Genomic DNA, 23245 nt, shown 5'->3' with positions numbered 1-23245 from the left:
CTATTAATAAAAAAGCACCGCTTAGCGGTGCTTTTTTTATAATGTATTACTTGAACCAAGTACGTTTTTAATTTTGTGGGCAACAATTTTCTTAATAGCATCCCTTGCTGGTCCTAGGTATTTTCTAGGGTCAAACTCAGCTGGATTCTTAATTAATTGTTCACGAATAGTAGCAGTCATAGCTAGCCTTAGGTCTGTATCAATGTTGATTTTACAAACGCCCATTGATGCAGCTCTACGTAGCATATCCTCTGGTACTCCTTGAGCTCCTGGAAGCTTTCCACCAAACTCATTACACTTAGCAACATATTCAGGCATAACAGTTGATGCACCATGAAGTACAAGTGGGAATCCATTTAGCTTAGCTGAGATTTCTTCAAGACGTTTAAAGTCAAGACTAGGATCTCCTGTAAATTTATATGCTCCATGGCTTGTTCCAATAGCTATAGCTAGTGAATCAACTCCAGTTCTTTCAACAAATTCAACAGCTTGGTCTGGGTCTGTGTAAGTAGCATCTTTAGCAGATACATTAACAGCATCCTCAACACCAGCTAATCTTCCAAGTTCAGCTTCAACAACAACTCCTCTTGCATGAGCATATTCAACAACTTCCTTAGTTAGTCTAATATTCTCTTCAAATGAGTGCTTTGAACCATCTATCATAACAGATGTAAAACCAGCATCTATACAAGCCTTACAAATCTCAAAATCTTCACCATGGTCTAAGTGTAGACATATTGGTAGGTCTGAATCTTCAATAGCAGCTTCTACAAGCTTTCTAAGGTATATTGGGTTAGCATACTTTCTAGCACCTGCTGATACTTGAAGTATAATAGGTGATTTTTCTTCCTTTGCGGCCTCAACAATACCCTGGATAATTTCCATATTGTTAACGTTAAAAGCACCTACGGCATAACCACCTTCATATGCTTTTTTGAAAATTTCAGTTGATGTAATAAGTGGCATAATTATAGTCCTCCTTATAAATAGTGTAACACATTTATCTATTTGTTATAATTATTTTATCATATATAATTTAAAATTCAATACATTCAATGTGTTCACTATAGGATATTTCGAAGGCTTACCTCCTCCATAAGTGGTATATGCTCAATATAGTGGCGTAGGGCTTCAAGATTTGCCATAGAGTTTGGAACATCTTTAAACTCTATAAATGCAATAGTGTTTTTAAGTGATGTCGTTATATTATCTATTTCATGATGATTCGTAAATAAAGACCATTTATCCTCTATATTATCCCATTGTAATTTGAGAGAATTAGACTCACGAATAGCTATTTCTATATTGCCATTTCCTAAGTGATATTCTATTGAATCAACTTTTTTAAGCATTGATGATGAGGTTGTGTTAAGATAATATTTAATACTGTAAGAACCTAAAAATAATAAAAGGGTAGCTCCTACAAGTAAGAGTATAACCCTAAGATTTTTTTTCATTTTCTTCCCCCCTTTTTTGGATGTAGAAAGTGCGGTTAGAATCTATTAAAGCAACTAAAACATCATTAGGATCACAAATATTATGCTGTTTTAGGTGCTGAAATAACCACTGTTCAGATTTGTTGGCTATTTTAAGGTTGGCATAATTAACTCTACCATCAAGAATTAAGCTTATAGGAAGACAAGGGTCACTTCCTTCAAGGGATAAATCTCCACGGGTTACAGGGGATTTTGAATATGTAGGAACTAAAGAGATTTTACCGCTAGTTTCCATAATCGCATACTGAATATCCTCAACATCACTATATCCATTAAGCCTTATTTCTTCCATTAAATCATCTAAATTAAAGCGCTGTTTACGAAGTTCACTTTCGATAATTTTGCCGTCCTTAATAATAATACTTGGTACACCACACATAACTTTTCTAAAGGGTTGAAACTTTAAAGTTAAGTAAGAAGTTAATACTTCAAGTATTATAAGGGTAATTATAGGAATAATACCATGAAGAAGTGGTATTCCAGTGTCCTGCATAGGAACAGCAGCAAGTTCTGATAACATAATAGCTGTAACAAGTTCATAGGGTTGAAGTTCGCCTATTTGCCTCTTGCCCATAATCCGCATTGCAAGAACAACGAAAAAATATAAAATAACTGCTCTATAAAATATCACCATAAAGTTCACCTCGTATATATTGTGTCAATTTTGATAAAAAATATAAATAAAATTTAACCTAATAATAAACAAGTAAGAATATAATTGATTTAAACAAATATAAAATTAATAGGAGATTTTGTATTTAATGATGTTTAAGGAGTACCTTTATGAGTAAATTAAAGTTTGAGAAATTTGAAATGAAGTATGGTTACTTTCTTCCAAGTGAGTTTAAAGAATTTATGAATAAGGTTGGTAGTGACAACTTTTTTGGAAGCTGCAATTTTGAGTGTAGTGAAAATATAGTTAACAATATAATTCGTGAATATGGGAAAATGGATTTTAGACTTTTACCTTTTGGAGTTGTTGGAAACGGTGATTACTACTGCTTTTATAGATATGGAGAAGGCAAGGATGATTATTATATAGGTATTTGGCTAAGTGAAAGTAGAAATTTTATAGTTTTATGTAGTAGTTTTGAATCATTTTTATATAGATGTTGTTTAGATGATTATTTTTCAACTGTTATTGAAAATAATGAGGTAACACTTGAGGATAATATAATTCTAAATAAGGAAAGTATAAAAAGATGTGAATACTTATGTGATGAATATGGTTTTGATATAGAAAAAGTTAAAACCATAGAGGATAAGGTAGATTATCATAGGCTTATGGTAGATTATGATCATTATGCTATTCAAAGTTTATGTTTTTTAGGAAATTATTATCTTGATATGGAAAAAGAAAAGGGTATAGATATACTAAATATAGTTAAGGACAAATTTAAATCCTATGCAGCACCCTATTATATACTTGGTAAGTATTATTTTGATAAGGGGTTAGCTATTGCAAGGGAAGAGTTTTTAAAGGGGATAAGGTCATCCTTAATATTTACAGGATATAGTTACTGGGAAGAGGATTATGTTGGTATACCTCTTGAGGTTCATAGGAATATGTCTTATTACCTTGATGGTAGAAAAATAACCTCAGAGAACTATCTCGAAAAATCAATAGTTAAGGGAAAGGATCCCTATAGTCTAATATTAAGACTTGAAGTTGCTGAAAAGTATAAAGAGAATGAAGAATATGAAAAGGCTCTTAACGAATATGCTAATGCAATATATTGTACAGATGATATACTAATTATTAAAGATATTTTAAAGGAAGCATTAAACTGTTGTGATGAAGGTGGAATATTCTATTTGAGAAAGCTTATTATGCAGGATATTAAGTATTTAAAATAGTAGTTAATATAAAAATTAAATGGGACACAAAGAATATACCTTTGCATATTATAGAACTAGAGATATTTTTTATACATCTTGAAAGGTGGTTTTTCTATGGGAGAAAAAAAGGCATTTATACACGGTGGAGATATAAAAACGTTTGAATCAGGAGAGAGAATTATTAATATTCTAGGTTCAAAAAAGGATATAAGAGAACCGCTTGTTGCAATTGTTGATGGGGTAGAAGTAGTAGATCTTTCAAAGAGAATACATTGTGATGTTTCAATTAAGCCAATGGGGCTTAACAGTGTACTTGGTGCAAAAACCTATATAAGAACATTATCATTTGTTTTAATTAAGTCTGTTAAAGAGCTTTATAGTAATGCAAGAATTGTAATTAAGCACACTTTAAACAAGGGATTATATGGTGAAATAGAAAACATTGGTGAAATAAATGATGAAGTTGTAAAAGCTATTAAAGATAAGATGATAAGTATTATAGAAAGTGATATGGCAATTGAAAAAATTAGGGTTAAAAAGCATGAGGCTGAAAAGATATTTACTGAGAGTAATATGAGGGATAAGCTAAGACTCCTAAGACATTTAGACCTACCATATATAAGTCTTTATAAGTGTGAGGATTTTTATGATTATTTCTACGGTAGCATGTTACCTTCATGTGGATATTTAAAGTTATTTGAATTGCTTCCATATAGTAAGGGATTTATTTTAATGAGTCCTAAGGAAACTTCAAACTATGAACTTCCAAAGTTTAAGGATGTTCCAAAGCTTGCAAAAATATTCCATGAAACTAAGAAAATTGCAGGGATTTTAGATGTTGATGATGTAGGTGCCTTAAATGATAAGGTAGACTCAGGTGAAATTAATGATCTAATATTAGTTTCAGAGGCATTACATGAAAAGCAAATAGGAGTAATTGCTGATAAAATATATGAAAATAAGGATAAAATTAAAATTGTAGCTATTGCAGGACCATCATCCTCAGGTAAAACAACATTTTCTAAAAGGCTTTCGATTCAGCTAAGACTACTAGGGTTTGATCCATGTCCTATATCAGTAGACGATTATTTTGTTGATAGGGAAAGGACCCCTAGAGATGATGATGGTAATTATGATTTTGAAAGTATTAATGCTGTAAATGTGGAGCTTTTTAATGAGCACTTAACAACTTTACTTCAGGGGGGAGAAATTAACCTGCCTAAATTTGATTTTGTTAACGGAAAAAGTTTAATAGGTCCTAAAAAGCTTAAAATGAAGGAGAAAACACTTATTATTATAGAGGGGATACATGCACTTAATGAAAGGCTTACAGAGTCTATAGCAAGGGATAATAAGTTTAAAATCTATATTAGTGCATTAACACAGCTTAATATTGATGATCATAATAGAATGTCTACAACAGATGTAAGACTACTTAGAAGAATGATAAGAGATCATGCAACTAGAGGGCGAGATGCAAAAACAACTATTGAGGGGTGGCCATCAGTTAGACGTGGAGAAGGGAAAAATATATTTCCATATCAAGAGGAAGCAGATGCTATGTTTAACTCAACATTAATATATGAAATGAGTATATTAAGAAAATACGCTGAACCATTACTAAGTGAAATAGGACCGGAAAGTTTATGCTATACAGAAGCTAAGCGATTATTAGATATGTTATCTTATTTTAAAGTATGTAGTGAGGATAATATACCTCCTAATTCAATAATTAAAGAGTTTATTGGTTCAAGTTGTTTTGAACACTAAAAAAGAGGTAGCGAATGCTACCTCTTTTAGTGCTTAGATTAAAATACCATAGGTTCTTCTTCAACATTATGGTAATGGTTAAGATATCTTGAAAGTGAGAAAAAGTAGTCAGATAGCCTATTAACATACACATAGCTATCAGGCAACTCATTAACAGATTGTTCTTCAAGTGCACTTAAAAAATCTCTTTCTGCTCTTCTAATAATACTTCTAATTATTTGAGAGTAGGTAGAAGTTTTGTGGCCACTACAATATACAAAACTATTAAGTGGAGGACATTTTGATTGATAAAAATCAATAGCCTCCTCAAGGTCATTTATCATTTGGCTTTTTATTGATGGTTTAGAGAACTTATAGGATATTTCACTTCCAAGATAAAATAGATTTTTTTGTATTTCACGAAGTTCATTATCCACATTAAGTAGATAAGGGTCCTCACATATTAAGCTTCTAAGATATCCTACATGTGAATTAATTTCATCAACTCCACCTTGAAGGTTAATTAGATAGCTGTTTTTAGGTATTCTCTCATGGGAAGCAGTAGACGTATAACCCTTGTCTCCTGTTTTAGTATATACTTTCCACATAAAGGTATCCTCCTTTAAATAATAATAAGATATATATTATATTAAATTTATCAAATAGTCGACTATTACTATTACAACATATATAATAAAAATAAATTAGTAGAAATATTGACTAGTAAGTGTATTTTTTAGAAAAATAGAAAATAATATAATTAATAACATAATATTTTTCTAATGCTTTACATTAATTTAACTATAACATAATCATGGAGGTGTAATATGATTAGTAAAGAATTAACACATGAAGTTCTTAAGGAGGCTCTAAGTACAGGGGCAGACTTTTCAGAGATATATATTGAAGAAGAAGATATTAATACAGCATTAATATCTAACGGTAAGGTAGAGGATGTATTATCAGGGAAGACTTATGGAGCAGGTATTAGAGTGTTTTCTGGATTTAGATCCGTATATGTACATACTAACAACGTATCAAGGGAAGGTCTTTTAAAGTGTGCAAGGGATGCATCTAGCGCTATTGAGGGAAAGGGGTGCAGTATTCAGGACCTTGTTATAAACAACAAGTCTAATATTAGCCCTATTATATATTCACCAGACAGTGTTAACATAAGTAAAAAGGTTAATGTTATTAAGATGGCCTATACAGCAGCAAAGGAATATTCTCCTGAAATAGTACAGGTTATGTCTAGATATTCAGATAATGATAAGAGGGTATATATAGCAAATTCTGAGGGGCTTATGACAAGTGATAGAAGATGTAGAACAAGGGTTGCAATTCAATCAGTAGCATCTGATGGAACTGAGAACCAAACAGGATTCTTTGGACCTGGAAAATCATCTGGGTTTGAATTTTTTAATGAAATAGATATTGAATGGTATGCAAGAGAAGCTTCAAGAATGGCAGTAACAATGCTACATGCAGATAAGTGTCCATCAGGTACTATGGATGTTGTTATTGATAATGGATTTGGTGGAGTTATATTCCATGAAGCATGTGGTCATTCACTAGAAGCTACATCTGTTGCTAAGGGTCACTCTGTATTTGCAGGGAAGATAGGTGAGAAAATAGCATCCCCTATTTTAACGGCTATAGATGATGGGTCTATTCCAAATGAATGGGGTTCATATACAATTGATGATGAGGGAACACCATCAAAGCGTAATGTACTAATTGAAAATGGTATTCTTAAGGGATATATGATTGATAAACTTAATGGAAGACGTATGGGCATGGCTCCAACAGGAAGTAGTAGACGTCAAAGCTATAAGTATGCACCAACTTCTAGAATGAGTAATACATTTATAGCTCCAGGTAAGAGTACACATGAGGAGATTATTAAGGCAACTGATAATGGAATATACGCTAGGTACATGGGTGGAGGTTCTGTTAACCCAGTTACAGGTGAATTTAATTTTAGTGTACAAGAGGGATACCTTATTAAAAATGGTGTTATAGATAGACCAGTTAGAGGAGCCACTTTAATTGGCAAGGGGTCACAGGTATTAATGAACATAGATATGATTGGAAATAATCTATCCCTTGGTCAAGGTATGTGTGGTTCAATAAGTGGAAGCATACCAGCAAATGTTGGTCAGCCAACTATTAGAGTTAAGAATATTACAGTTGGAGGAGGTAAGTAAAATGGGAAGCATAGATATTAGAACATTTACCGAAATCCTATTTGAAAAAGGTAAGAAATTAGGGTTTGAAGATATGGAAGTTTATTATACTGGTAGTGATAGCTTCGATATTAAAGTATATAAAAGTGAAATAGATTCGTATAATGTTAATTCTTCTATGGGACTTTCTTTTAGAGGGATTATTAATGGTAAGATGACCTACTCATTTACTGAAAGATTTAATGAAGATGATATTGACTATTTACTAAATCTTGCAGTTAAGAACTCAAATGAGGTTGAAATAATAGGAGAGGATCATATATTTGAGGGAAGCGATAATTACCATAGTGAGTTTTCTAACAACTATTCAGAAGTAGATTCTGCTAAAAAAATACAGGATGCTATTTTACTTGAGAAAAAAGGTAGTGAAATTGATAATAGAATTGAAACTGTTCAGCACTGTATGCTCCAAACAGCTAAAGGGACACGTAGAATAATTAATACAAAGGGCCTTGATTTATCAGAAGAGTCAGGAGTATGTATGGCATATATAAGTGTAGTTGCTAGTGATGGAGAGTCTAAGAAAAGTGGAAGTAGCTTTAATATGGTAGAATCATATGGTAGTTTAGATTTTGATGCTATTGCTAAAGAAGCGGTAGAAGAGGCTACAATTAAGATAGGTGCGGTTACGCCAAAAACAGGTAAGTATAAAATTATTCTTAGATATGATGCAGCAGCAGAGCTATTAAGTACTTTTGCAGGGGTATTTTCTGCAGAGTCAGTTCAAAAGGGACTATCACTTTTAAAGGATAAACTTAACACAAAAATTGCATGTGATAAAATAACTATAATAGATAACCCATTTTTAGAGTGTAGTGCATCAAAAACTACATTTGATGATGAAGGTGTTGCTACAAAAGAAAAATGCTTAATTGAAAAGGGTATACTAAAAACTTATTTACATAACCTAAAAACATCTAAGAAAGATGGGGTAGAGTCTACTGGTAATGGATTTAAGTCATCATATAAGGCTCCAGTAGATATATCACCAACTAATTTATACATACAAAGTGGAGAAAGAAATCTTGAAGATATTATCAGTGAGCTTGACAGTGCTATTATGATAACAGAACTACAAGGACTTCATTCAGGTGCTAATTCAGTATCAGGTGATTTTTCACTAGCTGCACTTGGAATGTATATAGAGAATGGTAAGGTAGTAGGGCCAGTAGAACAGATGACAATTTCAGGTAACTTCTATAGTCTCCTTAGGGATGTAGTTGAAGTTGCAAATGACTTTAAGTTAAGTGTTCCAACATCAGCAGGTGGAGTTGGAAGTAGTAGTATACTTATAAAAGAGATGAACATATCTGGAAAATAACCACCAAAATAAGGGGGGATATACATGGAAAACCGTAAAGAAAAAATAACTAGAATACTTATGATACTTGTTGGAAGTTTAATTTCAGCATTAGCTATTAACTCATTTATAATCCCGCACAAGCTTATAAGTGGGGGAGTAACTGGTATAGCGATTATAATTGAGTATATGGCAAATATTCCAACAGGGATATTAATCCTAGTAATTAATATTCCTATATTCATTTTTGGTATGAAGGAAATAGATAAGGAATTTATAGTTTACAGTTTGCTTGGAACTATATCAAACTCAATTTTCCTTTTATTAACACAGGGTGTATCAAGATATATACATACAGATAATATTCTACTTTCATGTGTATATGGAGGTGCATTTGCAGGTGTAGGACTTGGCCTTATTCTGAAAAATGGAGGGTCACTTGGAGGTATTGATATTATAGCAGTTGCCTTTAAAAGAAAAACAGGCATTAATGTTTCAACACTTTCCTTTATTATGAATATTATAATAGTTGGATTTGGAGCATTTATAAGTAATGTGGATATTATTCTATATACTTTAATGTCAATGTACATAACAACTCTTCTAATGGATAGAGTTATTGAAGGTCTTGATAGAAAGAAGCTTTTATTTATTGTTACAGAAAAGGAAGAGGAAGTATCAGCTGCAATTATGAAAAACCTTGGTAGAGGAGTTACTTATCTTTATGGAGAGGGTGCTTATACTGGGGATAGAAAAAGAGTGCTATACTGCATTGTACCTTTAAAGCAGCTAATTAGAGTTAAAAGAATTACAGAAAGTATTGATGAATTAGCATTTATAACTATTATAGATGCATCGGAAGTTCAGGGAAGTGGATTTAAAAAGCAATCAATATAAAATAATGAGGCTACTACTTAAACATTTTAAGTAGTAGCCTCTATGATTGTTTAGAGCTTGTCAATTGAATATATTAATTAATAAATATAATCTTAAATAGTATACATAATAAAAAACATTATGCTATACTTTTGCCATAATAATAATTTATAATTACTTATTATATTTATTAATATGATATATAATATGCAAACTGTATGGAAAAGGACACAAAATATTATATCTATTTAATATAAATTATTGAGAATAGAAAAATATAATGGTAAAATAAATTAAACTTAAGATTATAAGGGGAATAATAGGAGGCTAAAATGAAAAACTATAGTGTTTTTGATGTATTAGGACCGGTTATGATAGGTCCATCTAGCTCACATACGGCAGGGGCAGCTAGACTTGGAAAAATAGCAAGAGGTATTGTTGGAAGCAACTTTAAAAGAGTTGAGTTTTATTTACATGGTTCATTTGCAGAAACATATAAGGGGCATGGAACTGATAGGGCTTTAGTTGCGGGAATACTTGGAATGGACACACATGACGAGAGATTAAGATCTGCACTAGAAATTGCAGAGGGACATGGAATCGACGTAAAATTTATTAAAACAGATCTAGGGGAGGAACACCCTAATACTGTTAGAATGGTATTTTATATGAATGATGGGGGAATTTCTGAAATAACAGGTTCATCAATTGGTGGTGGAAGTATTGTTGTTACAGATATTGATGGAGAGCAGGTTGAATTTACTGGACTTAATCCAACAGTTATTATAAGACAAAAGGATATTGTAGGACTTGTATCTAGAATATCAACAATAATGGTAGAAAATAATATTGGAATAGCTACAATGAAAATGGGTAGAAATGGTAAGGATGCTTTTGTAATATTAGAAACTGATACAGAAATACCTGAGAATGTAATAGAGAGTATAAAAACTCTTCCAGATATAATGTACGTAAAAGTAATTAACATTAACAAATAACGGAGGTGAATAGATTATGTATACAACTGGTAAAGAATTATTAGATATGGTTAACGAAAAAGGATGTAAAATATCAGACTTAGTTCTTGATTACGAAATGAAGATTCATTCATTATCAAAGGACGATATTCTTGAGAAAATGAAGATGAATCTAGATATTATGGTAGAGTCAGCGAATAGAGGACTAACTGAAGAAGTGAAATCAGTTAGTGGAATTATAGGTGGAGATGCAAAAAGAGCATATGAATATAGCTCAGGTAAGACTATTTTAGGTGATACAGTAAGTAAAGCTATGGCAAGAGCACTTTCATGTTCTGAGGTTAACGCTGCAATGGGTAAAATTGTAGCTGCACCTACAGCAGGTTCATGTGGAATTTTACCTTCAGCTGTTATTACAGCAGCAGAGGTTTTAGGTTCTTCAGAAGAGGATATGATAAAGGCTTTACTAACAGCTTCAGGAATTGGTCAAATAATAGTTAGAAATGCAACTGTTGCAGGTGCAGAGGGTGGATGTCAAGCAGAGTGCGGTTCAGCAGCTGCTATGTCAGCAGCAGCTATGGTAGAAATGGCAGGAGGAACTCCTGATATGAGTCTACATGCAGCAGCTATTGCTATACAAAATGTACTGGGGCTTGTTTGCGACCCTATTGCAGGGCTTGTAGAGGCTCCATGTTCACTTAGAAACTCATCAGGAGTGCTTAATGCACTATCTTCATGTGATTTAGCACTAGCAGGTGTTAGAAGCGTTGTACCTTTTGATGAGGTAGTAGAGGCAATGTATAAGGTTGGTAAGGCACTTCCACATACACTTAGGGAAACAGCTCTAGGTGGAATGGCAGCAACTCCAACAGGAATAAGACTTAGAAAAGAAATTTATGGTGAATAATAAATTACTTATCATTTAAAAAGGAGTAGTTCATTTATAATGAACTACTCCTTTTTTTACATAAAGTAATAACCTATAGCTAAAATAAGATATGCAGAAATCATTATAGAACCTTCTATCCAGTAAGTTTTCCCATCCTGGAATACTAAGTATGCTAAAAGTAGTGCAATTAAAAGACAGAGTATATGGTAGGTTGAAAATACAAGGCTTAAAGGGGTACCCATAATCATACTTGCAATAACAAGAATAGGTGCGCATAAAAGTGCTATTTGCATACTAGAACCTATAGATATTTCTATACATAGATTTATTTTATTTCTAAGTGCCATAGATATTGCCGTTGCATATTCTCCGATATTACCTACTAAAGGCACTACAATAATACCTAAGAAGTTTTGTGAGATATTAAAGCTTTCTGATATATACTCGAGAGTATTAACAAGTATATTACTCTGAAACACCATAACAATAGCAATAGCTAAAAATACAAGTAAGCATTTTTTAGTATTAACAGGTGTTTCTACTTCACTTGTAGCTACTTCTTCAGTAAATAGTGACTTATGGGTTCCAAGTGAGAAAAATAGCCCCATAAAGTATAAAATTATTAATATTATCGATATATAAACACTTAAAGAATTAATTTTATCTGAAACATTTAAAGCAACACTACAAAGAGAGGCTACTAATATACCTATTATAGAGAGTGATAGAAGAACAAAGTTTGTTCTTGCTATATTTTTATTAAAGCGTTGTTCTTTATACTTAACTCCACCTGCAAAAATACTTATTCCTTGAACAAGAAGCATATTTCCTATAATAGACCCTATTATACCAGCTTTGACAAGATCAAACATACCTGAATTTATTGCGAACAAACAAATAAGTAGCTCAGGTAAATTGCCTGTTGAAGCGCTTAAAAATCCACCAATTTTTGTTCCAAGACTCGATGCAACCTTTTCGGTATAATCACAAAGTATAATAGCTAGTGGTATAATACTTAAAAAAGTAGCTAAGAAACATGGTATATATAGGTTATAGCTATATAAGGTAATGCTTATAGGAATAAATACTAATAAATATTTTGACTTCATAATAACACCGCCTATGTTAGGCACAAGGCCAATTTATAAATAGACTATAGTTATTTATAATCTTCACAGCAAACCTTAAAATAACCCTGTGGGAATTTGCATAGAGGGCAAGGGGATGGAGCTTCTTTTCCATCGTGTTCGTATCCGCAGTTCATACAACACCATTTAACTGGTATATCTCGTCTAAATGCTTTACCTTCTTTAAGCTTTTTAAGAATATCCATAAATCTATCCTTATGTGCTTCTTCTACTTCACGAAGTTCCTTATAAAAATCAGCTATATCAGGGTAACCCTCAGTACGGGCTGTTTCTTCAAACTCTTTATAAAGCTTTTCAGTTTCAAAGGCCTCACCCATTGCAGCATCTAAAAGATTTTCCTCAGTAGACTTATTAAGGTTTAAGAAATCATTAAATACTCTTCTTGAATGGGCAAGTTCATTTTGTGCTGTTTCAGCAAATACAGAGGCAATATATTGGTAGCCTTGACGTCTTGCTTTTTCACAGAAGAAAGTATATTTGTTTCTAGCCCTCGATTCACCTGCAAAGGTTTTATAAAGATTTTGTTCGGTTTTAGTTCCTTTAAGGTCCATTTTATCCTCCATTTTAGAATTACATTATATAATATGAGGATTTGATAAATTATGACACAAAAACAAAAACGCCTTACATAATGTAAGACGTTTAGTGTTAACATTTTTTAATTTGAACCTTACTAACCATAAGGTAAGCAAATACTCCAAGAAGTATTGCTGATATAATCCCATGTGGGTAGAAGTACACATATACAATAGAGTCAAGTGCCATTATGAAACCAGCAATGGTTATAGGTACACCCATAAACACATTATTAAATTCATTTGCACTAACATTATATCTTGCAAGTCTATAAGCTCCACAAATAGGGAATAAACAAACTAATATATAACCAATAATTCCGAAATCATATAGGTATAGAGCCCATCCAAGTATTGATGGTGCAACACCGAATGAAACAAGATCCGCTAAAGAGTCTAGCTCAGTTCCAAGCTTACTTGAAGCGTTGAAATATCTAGCAACTCTACCATCATATCTATCTAGTATAGCAGCACCAATTATTGCAAAGGCTGCATATCCATGATAGCCCTTCATAGTTAAAATAATTGAAAGTACTCCAAATGCTAGATTACCAAATGTAAAAGCATTAGGTATGTAACTTTTATTCATTGTTAATCACTCCTAGAATTGTTATGCCCCCACGAACAACATCACCCTTTTTGACTTTAATGTCAACGTTTTCTGGGACAACGAGTTCTGTGCATGAGCCAAATTTAATAAGTCCAAATTTGTCACCTTGATTAAGTTTGTCGCCTTCTTTATTATAGCATACAATTCTTCTAGCTATAAGTCCAGTAATCTGATGAACCATAGCTTTAGTAACGTTATTTTCAATTCCAATAGTATTACGCTCGTTTTCGTCACAGGCATGTGGCTTAAAAGCTGGTAAATATTTACCTGGTCTATAGGATGAATATGTAACCTCACCACTAATTGGACTTCTGTTAATATGAACATTAAAAACTGAAAGGAAGATTGTAACTTTTTTAGCCTTGCCTTTTATAAAGTCATCTTCGGTAATTTCAGTAACATCCATAACCGTTCCATCTGCTGGTGAAACGAAAGTGCTTTCGCTTAGGTCTATTTCTCTGTAAGGATCCCTGAAAAAAAATAGAACAAATAGTATTAAGGCTACAGGTATTAAAGTAAGAAATGGTTCTAGGAAGTATAATGCTATTCCAATAACAGCAAGTATTGCTACATATGGAATACTTTCCTTTCTGATTGAGAATTTTGTCATAAACATACTCCTCCAATTTTTTTATACATACATGATATTATATACAATAATAAATGCTTTTACAAGGACGGGGAATACTTCATAATAGTATTTAATAGTGATATAATAGTTAGGTTATAACTTTTTGGCAATAATAATAAAGGTGGTAAGGTTTGAATAAAAAGCTAATTTATAAAAATATATATACCATTTTAATTGGTTCTGTAGTAGGTATTATTATGTGGTACCTATTCAAGATAAGTGGTATAAGTATAGATACATTTAGTATACATGGTGTTGAAAATATACTTAAAGAACATAAAGATACTTCAGTAATAATTTATATGTTTTTAAACCTAATTAGACCATTTTTTATGATAATTCCTGCTTGGATTTTTGCAGTAGTATCAGGAGTAATATATGGTCCATTTTTAGGTACAGTGTATTCTTTAATAGGTATATTCATATCATCTATTAGTGCATTCTATTTAGGTAGGATACTAGGTAGGGATTTCTTATATAATATGTTTGGTAATAAGCTTAAAAAAATTGATAAAAGCTTAGATGAAAATGGTTTTAGGTATTTGTTTATAATGAGAGTTACAGTAGTATTCCCATTTGACCCATTAAGTTATATGGCAGGAATGAGCAAGATGAAATTTAGACCATATATAGTAGCTACAATGCTTGGAGTTATTCCAGAGACTATAGCCTTTAACTATTTAGGAGAAAGTCTAAAAAATATACCTTTTAGTGTTCTTGTAGTAATAGTATGTGTAGGGATAGTGATTTTCATAGCATGGAAGTACCTTAAAAAATTTATTTGTAATAGTAAAAATTAACTATGGAGGATTTTATGAGAAATACTAAATTAATATATAATCCATTTTCAGGGGATAAGACCTTCAAAAATAACTTAGATTCTATTATAAATATACTTCAAACAGGAGGTCATAGGGTAACCTTATATAGAACTGATTCTATTTCTGGAATTTATGAAGAAATTTCAAGATCAAAGGACTATGATTCTATTGTAGTATCAGGTGGAGATGGGACTATAAGTCATACTATTAACGCCATGGTTAGAAATAATTTAGATATTCCACTAGGTGTTATACCAGCGGGAACAGCGAATGATTTTTCACATCATTTAGGCCTTAATAAAAATTATCAGTACTGTGCAAGTGTAATTGCAAGAGGGAAGGTAAAAGAAGTAGACCTTGGTGTTATAAATGATAAATATTTTATTAATGTTGCAGCAGCGGGGCTTTTAACTGATGTTTCACAGAAAATAGATATTCACATGAAAAACACATTAGGTAAACTTGCTTATTATATAAAGGGTATTGAACAGCTTCCTAATTTTAGACCAATCCCAGTTAAAATTTGCTGTGATGGAGATTTATATGAAGAGAAGATATATTTCTTTGTTATATTAAATGGTTCAACGGCAGGGGGCTTTAAACTAGCACCAGGTGCTTTGGAAAATGATGGTAAGCTCAATTTGATAGCACTTAAAGCATGTAATATTGTTGAGTTTTTTAACGTGTTTATACAGATTTTAAGGGGAGAGCATACTAATTCAAATAGCATACTTTATCTAGAGGGTAGCAAGTTTTTAATTGAGTGTACTGAGGATTTAGAAGCAGATGTTGATGGAGAAATAGGCCCTAACTTCCCACTTAATGTATCTGTTTTACACAAAAAAATAAAAGTATTTGCACCATAAAGAATTAACTTAGAGTATTAATAATATACTGTATCATATAATTATTTTAGGAGAGGGATATGGACAGTTATATTGTTATTTCGGTAGCATGTTTAGCATTATCATTAATCCTACTTTTTACAAGGCAAAGATTTTTGCCAAGGATAATGGAATTGCTATTTAAGGGGTTCTTAGTTTTAGCATCCTTAAAATACATATCATTACTTGTGTTTTATAGTGTAGGGTCTGCTAACTACTTGTTTAATATTAAGTACCTACCATTAACATCTACAATGTTTTTATTTGTAATTGGATATATGATAATATCATATATAGAAAAGTCACCATTTAAAATAATAGACTACATATTTATGAGTATAGTTACTATGGTATCAGGGTATTTAATATACAATTGTGCTATAGGAATATCAGGATGTGAGTGTGGGTATATTGTTTTAAAAAGCACAAAGTGGCTTTATTTTGAATCATTATTTATTGGTGTAGCCTCAGTACTAATTATAGTAAAGGCTTTAAAATGTCTAATTGATTCAAAAGTAGCAGTTAAGAGAATATCCTTTGTATTTATTATATTAGGGTATATAGCTGTTATAGCAGATAGAATACTTGAAATACTAGGTAGAGCGGTTTATGACTTTAGTGTTATTTCTGACCTATTAATTCTAGGTATTATATTGATTGTAATAATTATAAATATACACAGAAAAAAGAAGTAGCTATGCTACTTCTTTTAATTTTCATCTATTTTCTTTTGTTTTTGTTTGTATACGATAAATCCAACAATTCCGATAAGTGCTGCAAGGATAATAAAGAACTTATTAAACTTAAATAGTATTTCCTTAATAAGTGGTAAATTATATCCAACTGTATACCCAAGGGTTAGAAGTAGCATGTTATGAACTATTCCAGCAAGTGCTATAGAAATAACAGCTTTAACCTTATTAACCTTAAATAGACCAGCAGCAATAACAGTAACAATACCAAGTGCAGGAACAAACCTATTAAAAACTATTAGCCATGGTCCATACTTTTCAAATACTGCTTTTAATCCTTGTACTTTACTAATATTGAAAAACTTAGTAAAAAACTTATGGCTTATTATTTTATCTCCGTATTTGTAAATAAGTAAGAATAAAAACACACCACTTAATGTTGTACCAAGTAAAGTAGAAAATACAATAATAAAATTATTAAAAACGCTTAAACTTCCAAGGTATCCTTGAAAAACAATTATAGTGTCTCCTGGATATGGTGGAAAAAGTGTTTGAATAACAGCATTAATAAAAAAGAACACATAGGATAGTAATGAGTTATGGGTTGCAAAATACTCTGCATAGTTAAATATAGCCTGTTCCATTAAATCACCTCTCCAATAATACTATTGAAAATTATCGTTTGTGTTTTTTGTTTTTAGGTGTTACCTTTGATTGCTTGCTTTGATTTTTGTTCTTAGGTTTATTATATGATGTCCCACTTTTTTTGCCATCCCTATGTGAAGAAACATTTTCTTTTTTCTTTAAGTTTGAGTTTGACTTGTATACAGGTAAAAGTCCGTTACTACCTGTTAATAAGTCTTCTCTTTTAACTATTTTTAAAGCCTTTTCTACTAATTTTTTATTTTTAGGATCTCTAAATTGAAGTAGAGCCCTTTGCATAGCCTTCTCATCAGTTGTTTTAGGTACATAGACCTTTTCACCTGTAAGTGGGTCTATCCCTGTATAGTACATAGTAGTTGATAAACTACCAGGTGTTGGATAGAAATCCTGTACCTGTTCTGGGTTATAGCCCATAGATTTTATGAACTGAGCTAGTTCTACTGCACAGGTTAAATCGCTTCCAGGATGAGAAGACATAAGGTATGGTACTAAAAATTGTTTAGTTCCAAGTTTTTCATTTATTTTAAAATAATTCTCGGTAAACTTATTATATACTTTTCTTTGAGGTTTTCCCATATGTTTAAGAACTTTATCAGAAACATGTTCAGGAGCAACCTTTAGCTGTCCACTTATATGATGCTTAACTAATTCGTTGAAAAAGCTTGGATCAGTATCACACATTAAATAATCATATCTTATACCTGAACGTACAAATACTTTCTTTATCTTAGGTAGACTTCTAACTTTTTTTAGTAGTGAAAGATAGTCACTATGATCTACATCTAGGTTTTTACAAGGTGATGGATGAAGACATTGCTTCTTTTTACATACACCATGTTTAAGTTGCTTTTTACATGATGGTTTTCTAAAGTTTGCAGTTGGGCCACCAACATCGTGTATATACCCCTTAAAGTTTTTAAGGGTAGTTAGAGTCTTAGCTTCGTCAACAATTGATTCGTGACTTCTGCTTTGGATTACTCTTCCTTGATGGAATGTAAGGGCGCAGAATGAGCATCCACCAAAACATCCCCTATGTGAAGTTATGCTAAACTCAATTTCGTTTAGAGCAGGTATTCCTCCATAGGCTTCATATATAGGGTGATATGTTCTTGTATAAGGTAGTGCATAAACCTTATCCATATCTTCAGTATCCAGGGGATAGGAAGGTGGATTTTGAAGAACATATTTTTTGCCGTGTTTTTGTAAAAGAGCCTTGCCTGTTATAGCGTCCTGCTCTTCATGTTGGTGCTTAAAAGCATTTGCATAGAATTTCTTACTTGAAGAAACCTCTTCCATAGTAGGTAAGATAATAGAGTTTTCAATGCTACCTGGATCTTCTTCAATATGGCAAGTACCACGTATATGCTTAATATCTCTAATATCCATTCCATAATTAATAAGGTTAGCTATTTCTATAAAGGGTCTTTCTCCCATACCATAAATAAGTAAATCAGCACTACTATCTATTAGTATAGAATTACGTACCTTATCATCCCAGTAATCATAATGGGCAAATCTTCTAAGACTTGCTTCTATACCACCAATTATAATTGGCACATTTCCATATGCTTCTCTAATTCTATTACAATAAACAATTACCGCTCTATCTGGTCTATATCCTGATTTACCACCAGGTGAGTATAAATCATCACTACGACGTTTTTTAGAACTTGTATAGTGATTAACCATAGAGTCAATATTTCCTGATGAAACTAAAAAACCAAGTTTAGGTTTCCCAAGTTTCATAAAATCGTTTTTTGTTTTCCAATTAGGCTGGGCTATAACTCCTACTGTAAAACCAAGACTTTCAATAAGTCTTGTAATTATTGCGTGTCCAAAGGAAGGGTGGTCAACATATGCATCTCCTGATACATATACAAAGTCTAATTGTTCAATCCCTCTTTGGTTCATATCATCTGTTGAAATAGGCAAAAATTGTGCCATGTACATCAACTCCTTATTGCTAAATAATCGGAAAACACACTTTTATAATCTCTTGCATATTATATCATAAAAAAAATTAAAAATAGTATTGCTTTTTTTGCCAATTAGTATTAGAATACAATTAAAGTTGAGTAATTTAATAAGAATTAAACACGGTGAACAGGGAAAGTAAATTAATTTTAGTACACAGAGAGAGGTTCCGAGGCTGGAAGGACCTTTACAGCGAGTTAATTGAAGTGCCCCTAGGAGTGTTAAGCTGAATTAAGTAGGTGGTTACGGATTTCCCACGTTATAGGGAGTTAGCATGATAGTGCTATACTAAGGTATATTACCTATTTATAGGCAATATAAACAGAGTGGAACCGTAGGATATAACCCCTGCCTCTGAGAAATCAGAGGTAGGGGTTTTTTATTTATATTAGGAAAATTAAGGAGGACAACAAAATGATATTTAACAACATTTATGAATTAATAGGAAATACTCCAATGATAAGATTACAAAGCATTGAAGATAATGCAGCAGATATACTTGTAAAGCTTGAATACTTTAATCCAGGAGGAAGTGTTAAGGATAGAATAGCACTTACAATGATTGAAGAAGCTGAAAAAAGAGGAGATCTTAAAAAGGGCCAAAAAATAGTAGAGCCAACAAGTGGAAATACAGGGATTGGTCTTGCTATGATAGGAGCAGCAAAAGGATATGACGTTGTATTTACAATGCCTGAGACTATGAGTATTGAAAGACGTAAGCTTATGAAGGCATATGGAGCTGAAATAGTATTAACAGAAGGGTCAAAGGGAATGAAGGGTGCTATTGAAATGGCACAAAAGCTTTCAAAAGAAGAAGGATACTTTATGCCACAACAATTTGAGAATCCTGATAATCCCAAGGCACATGTTAACACAACTGCTAAGGAAATCTTAAAGGATACAGATGGTAAAATAGATATGTTTATTGCTGGAGTTGGAACAGGAGGAACAATTACAGGTGTTTCAACTGCCTTAAAAGAAAGTGTTAAAAATTTAAAGGTAATAGCAGTAGAACCATATGATTCAAGAGTACTTTCAGGTGGTAATCCAGGACCACATAAAATCCAAGGAATTGGAGCTGGATTCGTACCAAAGATACTTGATATGAATATAATAGATGAAATAGCAACTATAAAAACTGAAAGTGCATATGAAGCAGCAAGAAAAGTTGCAAAGGATTATGGAATTCTGGTTGGTATTTCTTCGGGTGCAGCTCTATTTGTAGCATTTGAGAAAGCTAAGGAACTTGGAAGTGGAAAAACGATAGTTGTTATGGCACCGGATACTGGAGAGAGATATCTATCAACAGAATTATACGAAATATAAAATGATTGGGGAGGGATAAACTATGTTTAAAACATTTAAGGAAGAAGCAATTAACGTTCTAGAAAAAGATCCCGCTGCCAAAAATATGTTAGAGGTTGTACTTTGCTATCCAGGTCTACATGCTGTATTATTTTACAGAATGACCAATAAGCTATACAAAAGAAAGTGGTTTGTACTTGCAAGAGTAATATCACAGATTGTAAGAAACTTTACAGGAATAGAAATACATCCAGGAGCGACAATTGGTAAGGGACTATTTATAGATCATGGTATGGGAATTGTTATTGGAGAAACAGCAGAGGTTGGAGATAATGTAACAATTTATCATGGTGTAACACTTGGGGGAACTGGAAAAGATACAGGGAAAAGACATCCAACAATTGGAGATAATGTTCTAATAGGAGCAGGCTCAAAAATTTTAGGACCAATTAAAATAGGATCTAATTCTAAAATAGGAGCAAATTCTGTTGTTCTTAAGGAAGTGCCTGAAAATTCAACAGTGGTTGGAATACCAGGTAAGGTAGTTAATAAGGCACAGGAAAAAGTTACATTTATATATGAAGATGATTCAAAAAACGCATAGAATATGAGTAATAGAGTTTAATAATATTTATATAAAATACAAGGGCTATGTCCTTGTATTTTATTCGTTTGTAAAGATTACAATAATGTATTATGATTCTAATAGGAAAATAAATAGAGTTAATAAATTAGGTGATTAAATTGAACGCAAAAAGTAGTATAATAAAATTCGCAAAGAGTATAGGTGTAGATTATATTGGTTTTTCAGATACACATTTTTCAAGTGATTTTGTTAATAATCTAAGAAGAAGTAGGGAAGAGAATAGACTTTCATCCTTTGAGGAGAGTAATGAACTTGAAAGAGTAAATATAGACTCTTTAATGGAACGTCCAAGAACTTTTATATCAATAGGAATAGGATATAAGGTTAATGAAGTATCAACTATAAAGCCATATTTCTCTAAGTATACATTGGGTATTGATTATCATAGAATAATAAATGAGAAGTTAAAATTAATATCTGATTATATTAAGGAAGAGTTTGATGGTGAATGTTTACAATTTTGTGATACATCTAAATTACATGACAAGGAAATTGCTATTAAGTGTGGAATTGGATTTCAAGGAAAGAATACGAATATTATTACAAGAAATCATGGATCCTTTGTTTTTCTTGGGGAGATATTAACAAATATCTATTTGGAAAGTGATGAAATCCAAGATAATAAATGTGGAGATTGTAGACGTTGTATAGATGCGTGCCCTGTTAATGCAATAGGCGAAAAGGGACTGGATGGCAAAAAATGCCTGTCGTATATTACTCAAAAGAAGGTTCTAGATGATGGTGATGAAAATTCTTTATCTAAGCGTATTTTTGGATGTGATACATGTCAAGATGTATGTCCCTATAATAAAAATATAGAGTTAAGTAATACACCAGAATTTGAACCTATGGAATATTTAGTTAATATAGATTATAATGAAATTCTTTCAATATCAAATAAGGAGTTTAAGGAAAAATATACTAGGCATTCACTTGGATGGAGAGGGAAGTTTATTATTCAAAGAAATGTTATAATAGCATTAGGGAATTTAAAAGAAAGAAAATATATTCCATTGTTAGAATCAAAGCTAGAAGATGATAAATTAGGAGTTTATGCAAGAAATGCTTTAGACAAAATTAAGCAGTATAAGGGGGAATTTTAAATGATTAAAGGAATAGCTAAAATACTTTCAAAAACACCATCGTTCATACTAAAACCTAGTATTAAAGGTGTAGTTAACTTTTATCTTAAAAAATATGCAAACATTAAGATTCATAATGAAGAGAGATTAGATAAGATTGAAGGACCAGTAATATTTATATCAAATCACTTAAGTAATGCTGATGGTCTTATTCTTAATAAAATACTGAAAAAGCATAATCCATACTTTGTTGCAGGGGTTAAGCTTAACTCAACAACAATCAGTAAAATAGGTCTTGAGGTAGTTAATATTATTCCGATAAAAGCTGGAAGTGCAGATGTTGAGGCTCTAAAAAAATGTATACAAGCAATTAAGGAAAATAAAAATATATTAATATTCCCTGAGGGAACTCGTTCGAGGGATGCTGCTATGATAGAGGGCAAAAAGGGAATCGTACTTATAGCTAGAAAGGCTAATGTTCCGATAGTTCCAATAGGAATATGGGGAAGTGAAAAATTCATGCCTATTAACGACGAGGATATGGGAGAAGAAGGCTTCCACCATGCAGATGTTAACATTTCAATAGGTGAGCCATTTACTTTACCTAAGTTTAATAAGGGTGAAGATAAGGAAGAATATTCTAATACTTGTCTTGATACTATAATGAAATCAATTTCAGTATTATTACCTGATGAGTATAAGGGAGTATATAAATAATTAATTTATAAAATCGTAATATTATTGTAATTGTTTTAGGGATTTTAGTGGTGTATCATAGGTTGTACAGGGGAGAAAAATAGGTAAGATTGCAATTTAATATGTTAAAAAGGAGAATTTATGGA

General features: G+C 32.0%; 24 protein-coding genes. 14 read left to right on the top strand and 10 right to left on the bottom strand.

Features of this window, described 5'->3' with window-relative positions; all coding sequences use genetic code 11:
* Positions 1-36 precede the first annotated feature (36 nt).
* The 3 genes from fba to RR539_RS02525 all read right to left on the bottom strand — a co-directional run bounded on the left by fba (position 37) and on the right by RR539_RS02525 (position 2130).
* Positions 37-966, bottom strand: a complete 930-nt coding sequence (gene fba / locus RR539_RS02535; protein ID WP_332473102.1) for a class II fructose-1,6-bisphosphate aldolase — start codon at positions 964-966, stop codon at positions 37-39.
* 98 nt (positions 967-1064) lie between these two features.
* The gene (locus tag RR539_RS02530) at positions 1065-1457 is read right to left on the bottom strand and encodes a DUF4363 family protein (RefSeq protein ID WP_332473103.1); all 393 of its coding nucleotides are present in this window, start codon (positions 1455-1457) and stop codon (positions 1065-1067) included.
* Entirely contained in the window at positions 1441-2130 is a 690-nt protein-coding gene (locus RR539_RS02525; RefSeq protein ID WP_332473104.1) for a DUF421 domain-containing protein, read from the bottom strand. Before RR539_RS02525 ends, RR539_RS02530 begins: the two co-directional genes overlap by 17 nt.
* Positions 2131-2279: 149 nt before the next feature.
* Between RR539_RS02525 and RR539_RS02520 the strand changes: the two genes are divergently transcribed.
* The gene (locus tag RR539_RS02520; protein ID WP_332473105.1) at positions 2280-3353 is read left to right on the top strand and encodes an SMI1/KNR4 family protein; all 1074 of its coding nucleotides are present in this window, start codon (positions 2280-2282) and stop codon (positions 3351-3353) included.
* 96 nt (positions 3354-3449) lie between these two features.
* On the top strand, positions 3450-5105 hold the full coding sequence (locus RR539_RS02515; RefSeq protein WP_332473106.1) for a nucleoside kinase: 1656 nt from the start codon (positions 3450-3452) through the stop codon (positions 5103-5105).
* 38 nt (positions 5106-5143) lie between these two features.
* On the opposite strand, the gene RR539_RS02510 is transcribed toward RR539_RS02515, so the two are convergent.
* Positions 5144-5692: a cob(I)yrinic acid a,c-diamide adenosyltransferase gene (locus RR539_RS02510; RefSeq protein WP_332473107.1), complete on the bottom strand. Its 549-nt coding sequence runs from the start codon at positions 5690-5692 to the stop codon at positions 5144-5146.
* Between the two features lie 219 nt (positions 5693-5911).
* On the opposite strand from RR539_RS02510, the gene RR539_RS02505 reads away from it, so the two are divergent.
* From RR539_RS02505 to sdaAA, 5 genes are all read left to right on the top strand, one after another.
* Complete coding sequence (locus tag RR539_RS02505; RefSeq protein ID WP_332473108.1) at positions 5912-7291, top strand: TldD/PmbA family protein; 1380 nt, start codon at positions 5912-5914, stop codon at positions 7289-7291.
* A gap of 1 nt (position 7292) precedes the next feature.
* Positions 7293-8651: a TldD/PmbA family protein gene (locus tag RR539_RS02500; RefSeq protein WP_332473109.1), complete on the top strand. Its 1359-nt coding sequence runs from the start codon at positions 7293-7295 to the stop codon at positions 8649-8651.
* Positions 8652-8675: 24 nt separating this feature from the next.
* The gene (locus RR539_RS02495; protein WP_332473110.1) at positions 8676-9527 is read left to right on the top strand and encodes a YitT family protein; all 852 of its coding nucleotides are present in this window, start codon (positions 8676-8678) and stop codon (positions 9525-9527) included.
* A 311-nt stretch (positions 9528-9838) separates the two neighbouring features.
* Positions 9839-10504: an L-serine ammonia-lyase, iron-sulfur-dependent subunit beta gene (sdaAB, locus tag RR539_RS02490; protein ID WP_332473111.1), complete on the top strand. Its 666-nt coding sequence runs from the start codon at positions 9839-9841 to the stop codon at positions 10502-10504.
* A gap of 13 nt (positions 10505-10517) precedes the next feature.
* Complete coding sequence (sdaAA, locus tag RR539_RS02485) at positions 10518-11390, top strand: L-serine ammonia-lyase, iron-sulfur-dependent, subunit alpha (RefSeq protein WP_332473122.1); 873 nt, start codon at positions 10518-10520, stop codon at positions 11388-11390.
* 56 nt (positions 11391-11446) lie between these two features.
* Here sdaAA and cax read toward each other — a convergent pair whose 3' ends face one another.
* The 4 genes from cax to RR539_RS02465 form a co-directional block, all read right to left on the bottom strand.
* Positions 11447-12481 carry a calcium/proton exchanger gene (gene cax / locus RR539_RS02480; protein WP_332473112.1) on the bottom strand — a complete coding sequence of 345 codons (1035 nt, stop codon included), beginning with the start codon at positions 12479-12481 and terminating at the stop codon, positions 11447-11449.
* Positions 12482-12531: 50 nt separating this feature from the next.
* Entirely contained in the window at positions 12532-13071 is a 540-nt protein-coding gene (locus tag RR539_RS02475) for a rubrerythrin family protein (RefSeq protein WP_332473113.1), read from the bottom strand.
* Positions 13072-13168: 97 nt separating this feature from the next.
* A complete protein-coding gene (pssA, locus tag RR539_RS02470) occupies positions 13169-13684 on the bottom strand; it encodes a CDP-diacylglycerol--serine O-phosphatidyltransferase (RefSeq protein WP_332473114.1) in 516 nt (171 codons plus the stop codon).
* Positions 13677-14315 (bottom strand): phosphatidylserine decarboxylase family protein, encoded by a 639-nt coding sequence (locus RR539_RS02465; RefSeq protein ID WP_332473115.1) that lies wholly within the window; start codon positions 14313-14315, stop codon positions 13677-13679. The genes pssA and RR539_RS02465 overlap by 8 nt, the downstream gene beginning before the upstream one ends.
* 152 nt (positions 14316-14467) lie before the next feature.
* Here RR539_RS02465 and RR539_RS02460 point away from each other — a divergent pair, with 152 nt between their 5' ends.
* The 3 genes from RR539_RS02460 to RR539_RS02450 are packed head-to-tail and all read left to right on the top strand — an operon-like array spanning position 14468 to position 16736.
* Positions 14468-15136, top strand: a complete 669-nt coding sequence (locus tag RR539_RS02460) for a TVP38/TMEM64 family protein (protein WP_332473116.1) — start codon at positions 14468-14470, stop codon at positions 15134-15136.
* A 14-nt stretch (positions 15137-15150) separates the two neighbouring features.
* Positions 15151-16023: a YegS/Rv2252/BmrU family lipid kinase gene (locus RR539_RS02455; RefSeq protein WP_332473117.1), complete on the top strand. Its 873-nt coding sequence runs from the start codon at positions 15151-15153 to the stop codon at positions 16021-16023.
* Positions 16024-16082: 59 nt separating this feature from the next.
* Positions 16083-16736: a hypothetical protein gene (locus RR539_RS02450; protein ID WP_332473118.1), complete on the top strand. Its 654-nt coding sequence runs from the start codon at positions 16083-16085 to the stop codon at positions 16734-16736.
* Between the two features lie 14 nt (positions 16737-16750).
* Here RR539_RS02450 and RR539_RS02445 read toward each other — a convergent pair whose 3' ends face one another.
* Both RR539_RS02445 and RR539_RS02440 read right to left on the bottom strand, forming a co-directional pair.
* On the bottom strand, positions 16751-17377 hold the full coding sequence (locus tag RR539_RS02445) for a DedA family protein (RefSeq protein ID WP_332473119.1): 627 nt from the start codon (positions 17375-17377) through the stop codon (positions 16751-16753).
* Positions 17378-17408: 31 nt separating this feature from the next.
* Entirely contained in the window at positions 17409-19346 is a 1938-nt protein-coding gene (locus RR539_RS02440) for a YgiQ family radical SAM protein (RefSeq protein ID WP_442878383.1), read from the bottom strand.
* Between the two features lie 438 nt (positions 19347-19784).
* Between RR539_RS02440 and cysK the strand changes: the two genes are divergently transcribed.
* The 4 genes from cysK (at position 19785) to RR539_RS02420 (ending at position 23120) form a co-directional block, all read left to right on the top strand.
* Positions 19785-20696, top strand: coding sequence for a cysteine synthase A (gene cysK, locus RR539_RS02435; protein ID WP_332474465.1), 912 nt, complete (start codon positions 19785-19787; stop codon positions 20694-20696).
* 22 nt (positions 20697-20718) lie between these two features.
* A complete protein-coding gene (epsC, locus tag RR539_RS02430) occupies positions 20719-21279 on the top strand; it encodes a serine O-acetyltransferase EpsC (RefSeq protein WP_332474464.1) in 561 nt (186 codons plus the stop codon).
* Positions 21280-21419: 140 nt separating this feature from the next.
* Positions 21420-22424 carry a tRNA epoxyqueuosine(34) reductase QueG gene (queG, locus tag RR539_RS02425; RefSeq protein ID WP_332474463.1) on the top strand — a complete coding sequence of 335 codons (1005 nt, stop codon included), beginning with the start codon at positions 21420-21422 and terminating at the stop codon, positions 22422-22424.
* Positions 22425-23120, top strand: coding sequence for a lysophospholipid acyltransferase family protein (locus RR539_RS02420; RefSeq protein WP_332474462.1), 696 nt, complete (start codon positions 22425-22427; stop codon positions 23118-23120).
* Positions 23121-23245: the final 125 nt, after the last annotated feature.

It is taken from the genome of Clostridium sp., from assembly GCF_036639235.1.
Taxonomy (GTDB): Bacteria; Bacillota; Clostridia; order Clostridiales; family Caloramatoraceae; genus Clostridium_AB.
This window is presented reverse-complemented; position numbering and strand designations above follow the sequence as displayed.

Coding starts and splice junctions, on each gene's coding strand:
- fba (WP_332473102.1), bottom strand. CDS start 966: ATGCCACTTATTACATCAACTGAAATTTTCAAAAAAGCATATGAAGGT.
- RR539_RS02530 (WP_332473103.1), bottom strand. CDS start 1,457: ATGAAAAAAAATCTTAGGGTTATACTCTTACTTGTAGGAGCTACCCTT.
- RR539_RS02525 (WP_332473104.1), bottom strand. CDS start 2,130: ATGGTGATATTTTATAGAGCAGTTATTTTATATTTTTTCGTTGTTCTT.
- RR539_RS02520 (WP_332473105.1), top strand. CDS start 2,280: ATGAGTAAATTAAAGTTTGAGAAATTTGAAATGAAGTATGGTTACTTT.
- RR539_RS02515 (WP_332473106.1), top strand. CDS start 3,450: ATGGGAGAAAAAAAGGCATTTATACACGGTGGAGATATAAAAACGTTT.
- RR539_RS02510 (WP_332473107.1), bottom strand. CDS start 5,692: ATGTGGAAAGTATATACTAAAACAGGAGACAAGGGTTATACGTCTACT.
- RR539_RS02505 (WP_332473108.1), top strand. CDS start 5,912: ATGATTAGTAAAGAATTAACACATGAAGTTCTTAAGGAGGCTCTAAGT.
- RR539_RS02500 (WP_332473109.1), top strand. CDS start 7,293: ATGGGAAGCATAGATATTAGAACATTTACCGAAATCCTATTTGAAAAA.
- RR539_RS02495 (WP_332473110.1), top strand. CDS start 8,676: ATGGAAAACCGTAAAGAAAAAATAACTAGAATACTTATGATACTTGTT.
- sdaAB (WP_332473111.1), top strand. CDS start 9,839: ATGAAAAACTATAGTGTTTTTGATGTATTAGGACCGGTTATGATAGGT.
- cax (WP_332473112.1), bottom strand. CDS start 12,481: ATGAAGTCAAAATATTTATTAGTATTTATTCCTATAAGCATTACCTTA.
- RR539_RS02475 (WP_332473113.1), bottom strand. CDS start 13,071: ATGGACCTTAAAGGAACTAAAACCGAACAAAATCTTTATAAAACCTTT.
- pssA (WP_332473114.1), bottom strand. CDS start 13,684: ATGAATAAAAGTTACATACCTAATGCTTTTACATTTGGTAATCTAGCA.
- RR539_RS02465 (WP_332473115.1), bottom strand. CDS start 14,315: ATGACAAAATTCTCAATCAGAAAGGAAAGTATTCCATATGTAGCAATA.
- RR539_RS02455 (WP_332473117.1), top strand. CDS start 15,151: ATGAGAAATACTAAATTAATATATAATCCATTTTCAGGGGATAAGACC.
- RR539_RS02450 (WP_332473118.1), top strand. CDS start 16,083: ATGGACAGTTATATTGTTATTTCGGTAGCATGTTTAGCATTATCATTA.
- RR539_RS02445 (WP_332473119.1), bottom strand. CDS start 17,377: ATGGAACAGGCTATATTTAACTATGCAGAGTATTTTGCAACCCATAAC.
- RR539_RS02440 (WP_442878383.1), bottom strand. CDS start 19,346: ATGTACATGGCACAATTTTTGCCTATTTCAACAGATGATATGAACCAA.
- cysK (WP_332474465.1), top strand. CDS start 19,785: ATGATATTTAACAACATTTATGAATTAATAGGAAATACTCCAATGATA.
- epsC (WP_332474464.1), top strand. CDS start 20,719: ATGTTTAAAACATTTAAGGAAGAAGCAATTAACGTTCTAGAAAAAGAT.
- RR539_RS02420 (WP_332474462.1), top strand. CDS start 22,425: ATGATTAAAGGAATAGCTAAAATACTTTCAAAAACACCATCGTTCATA.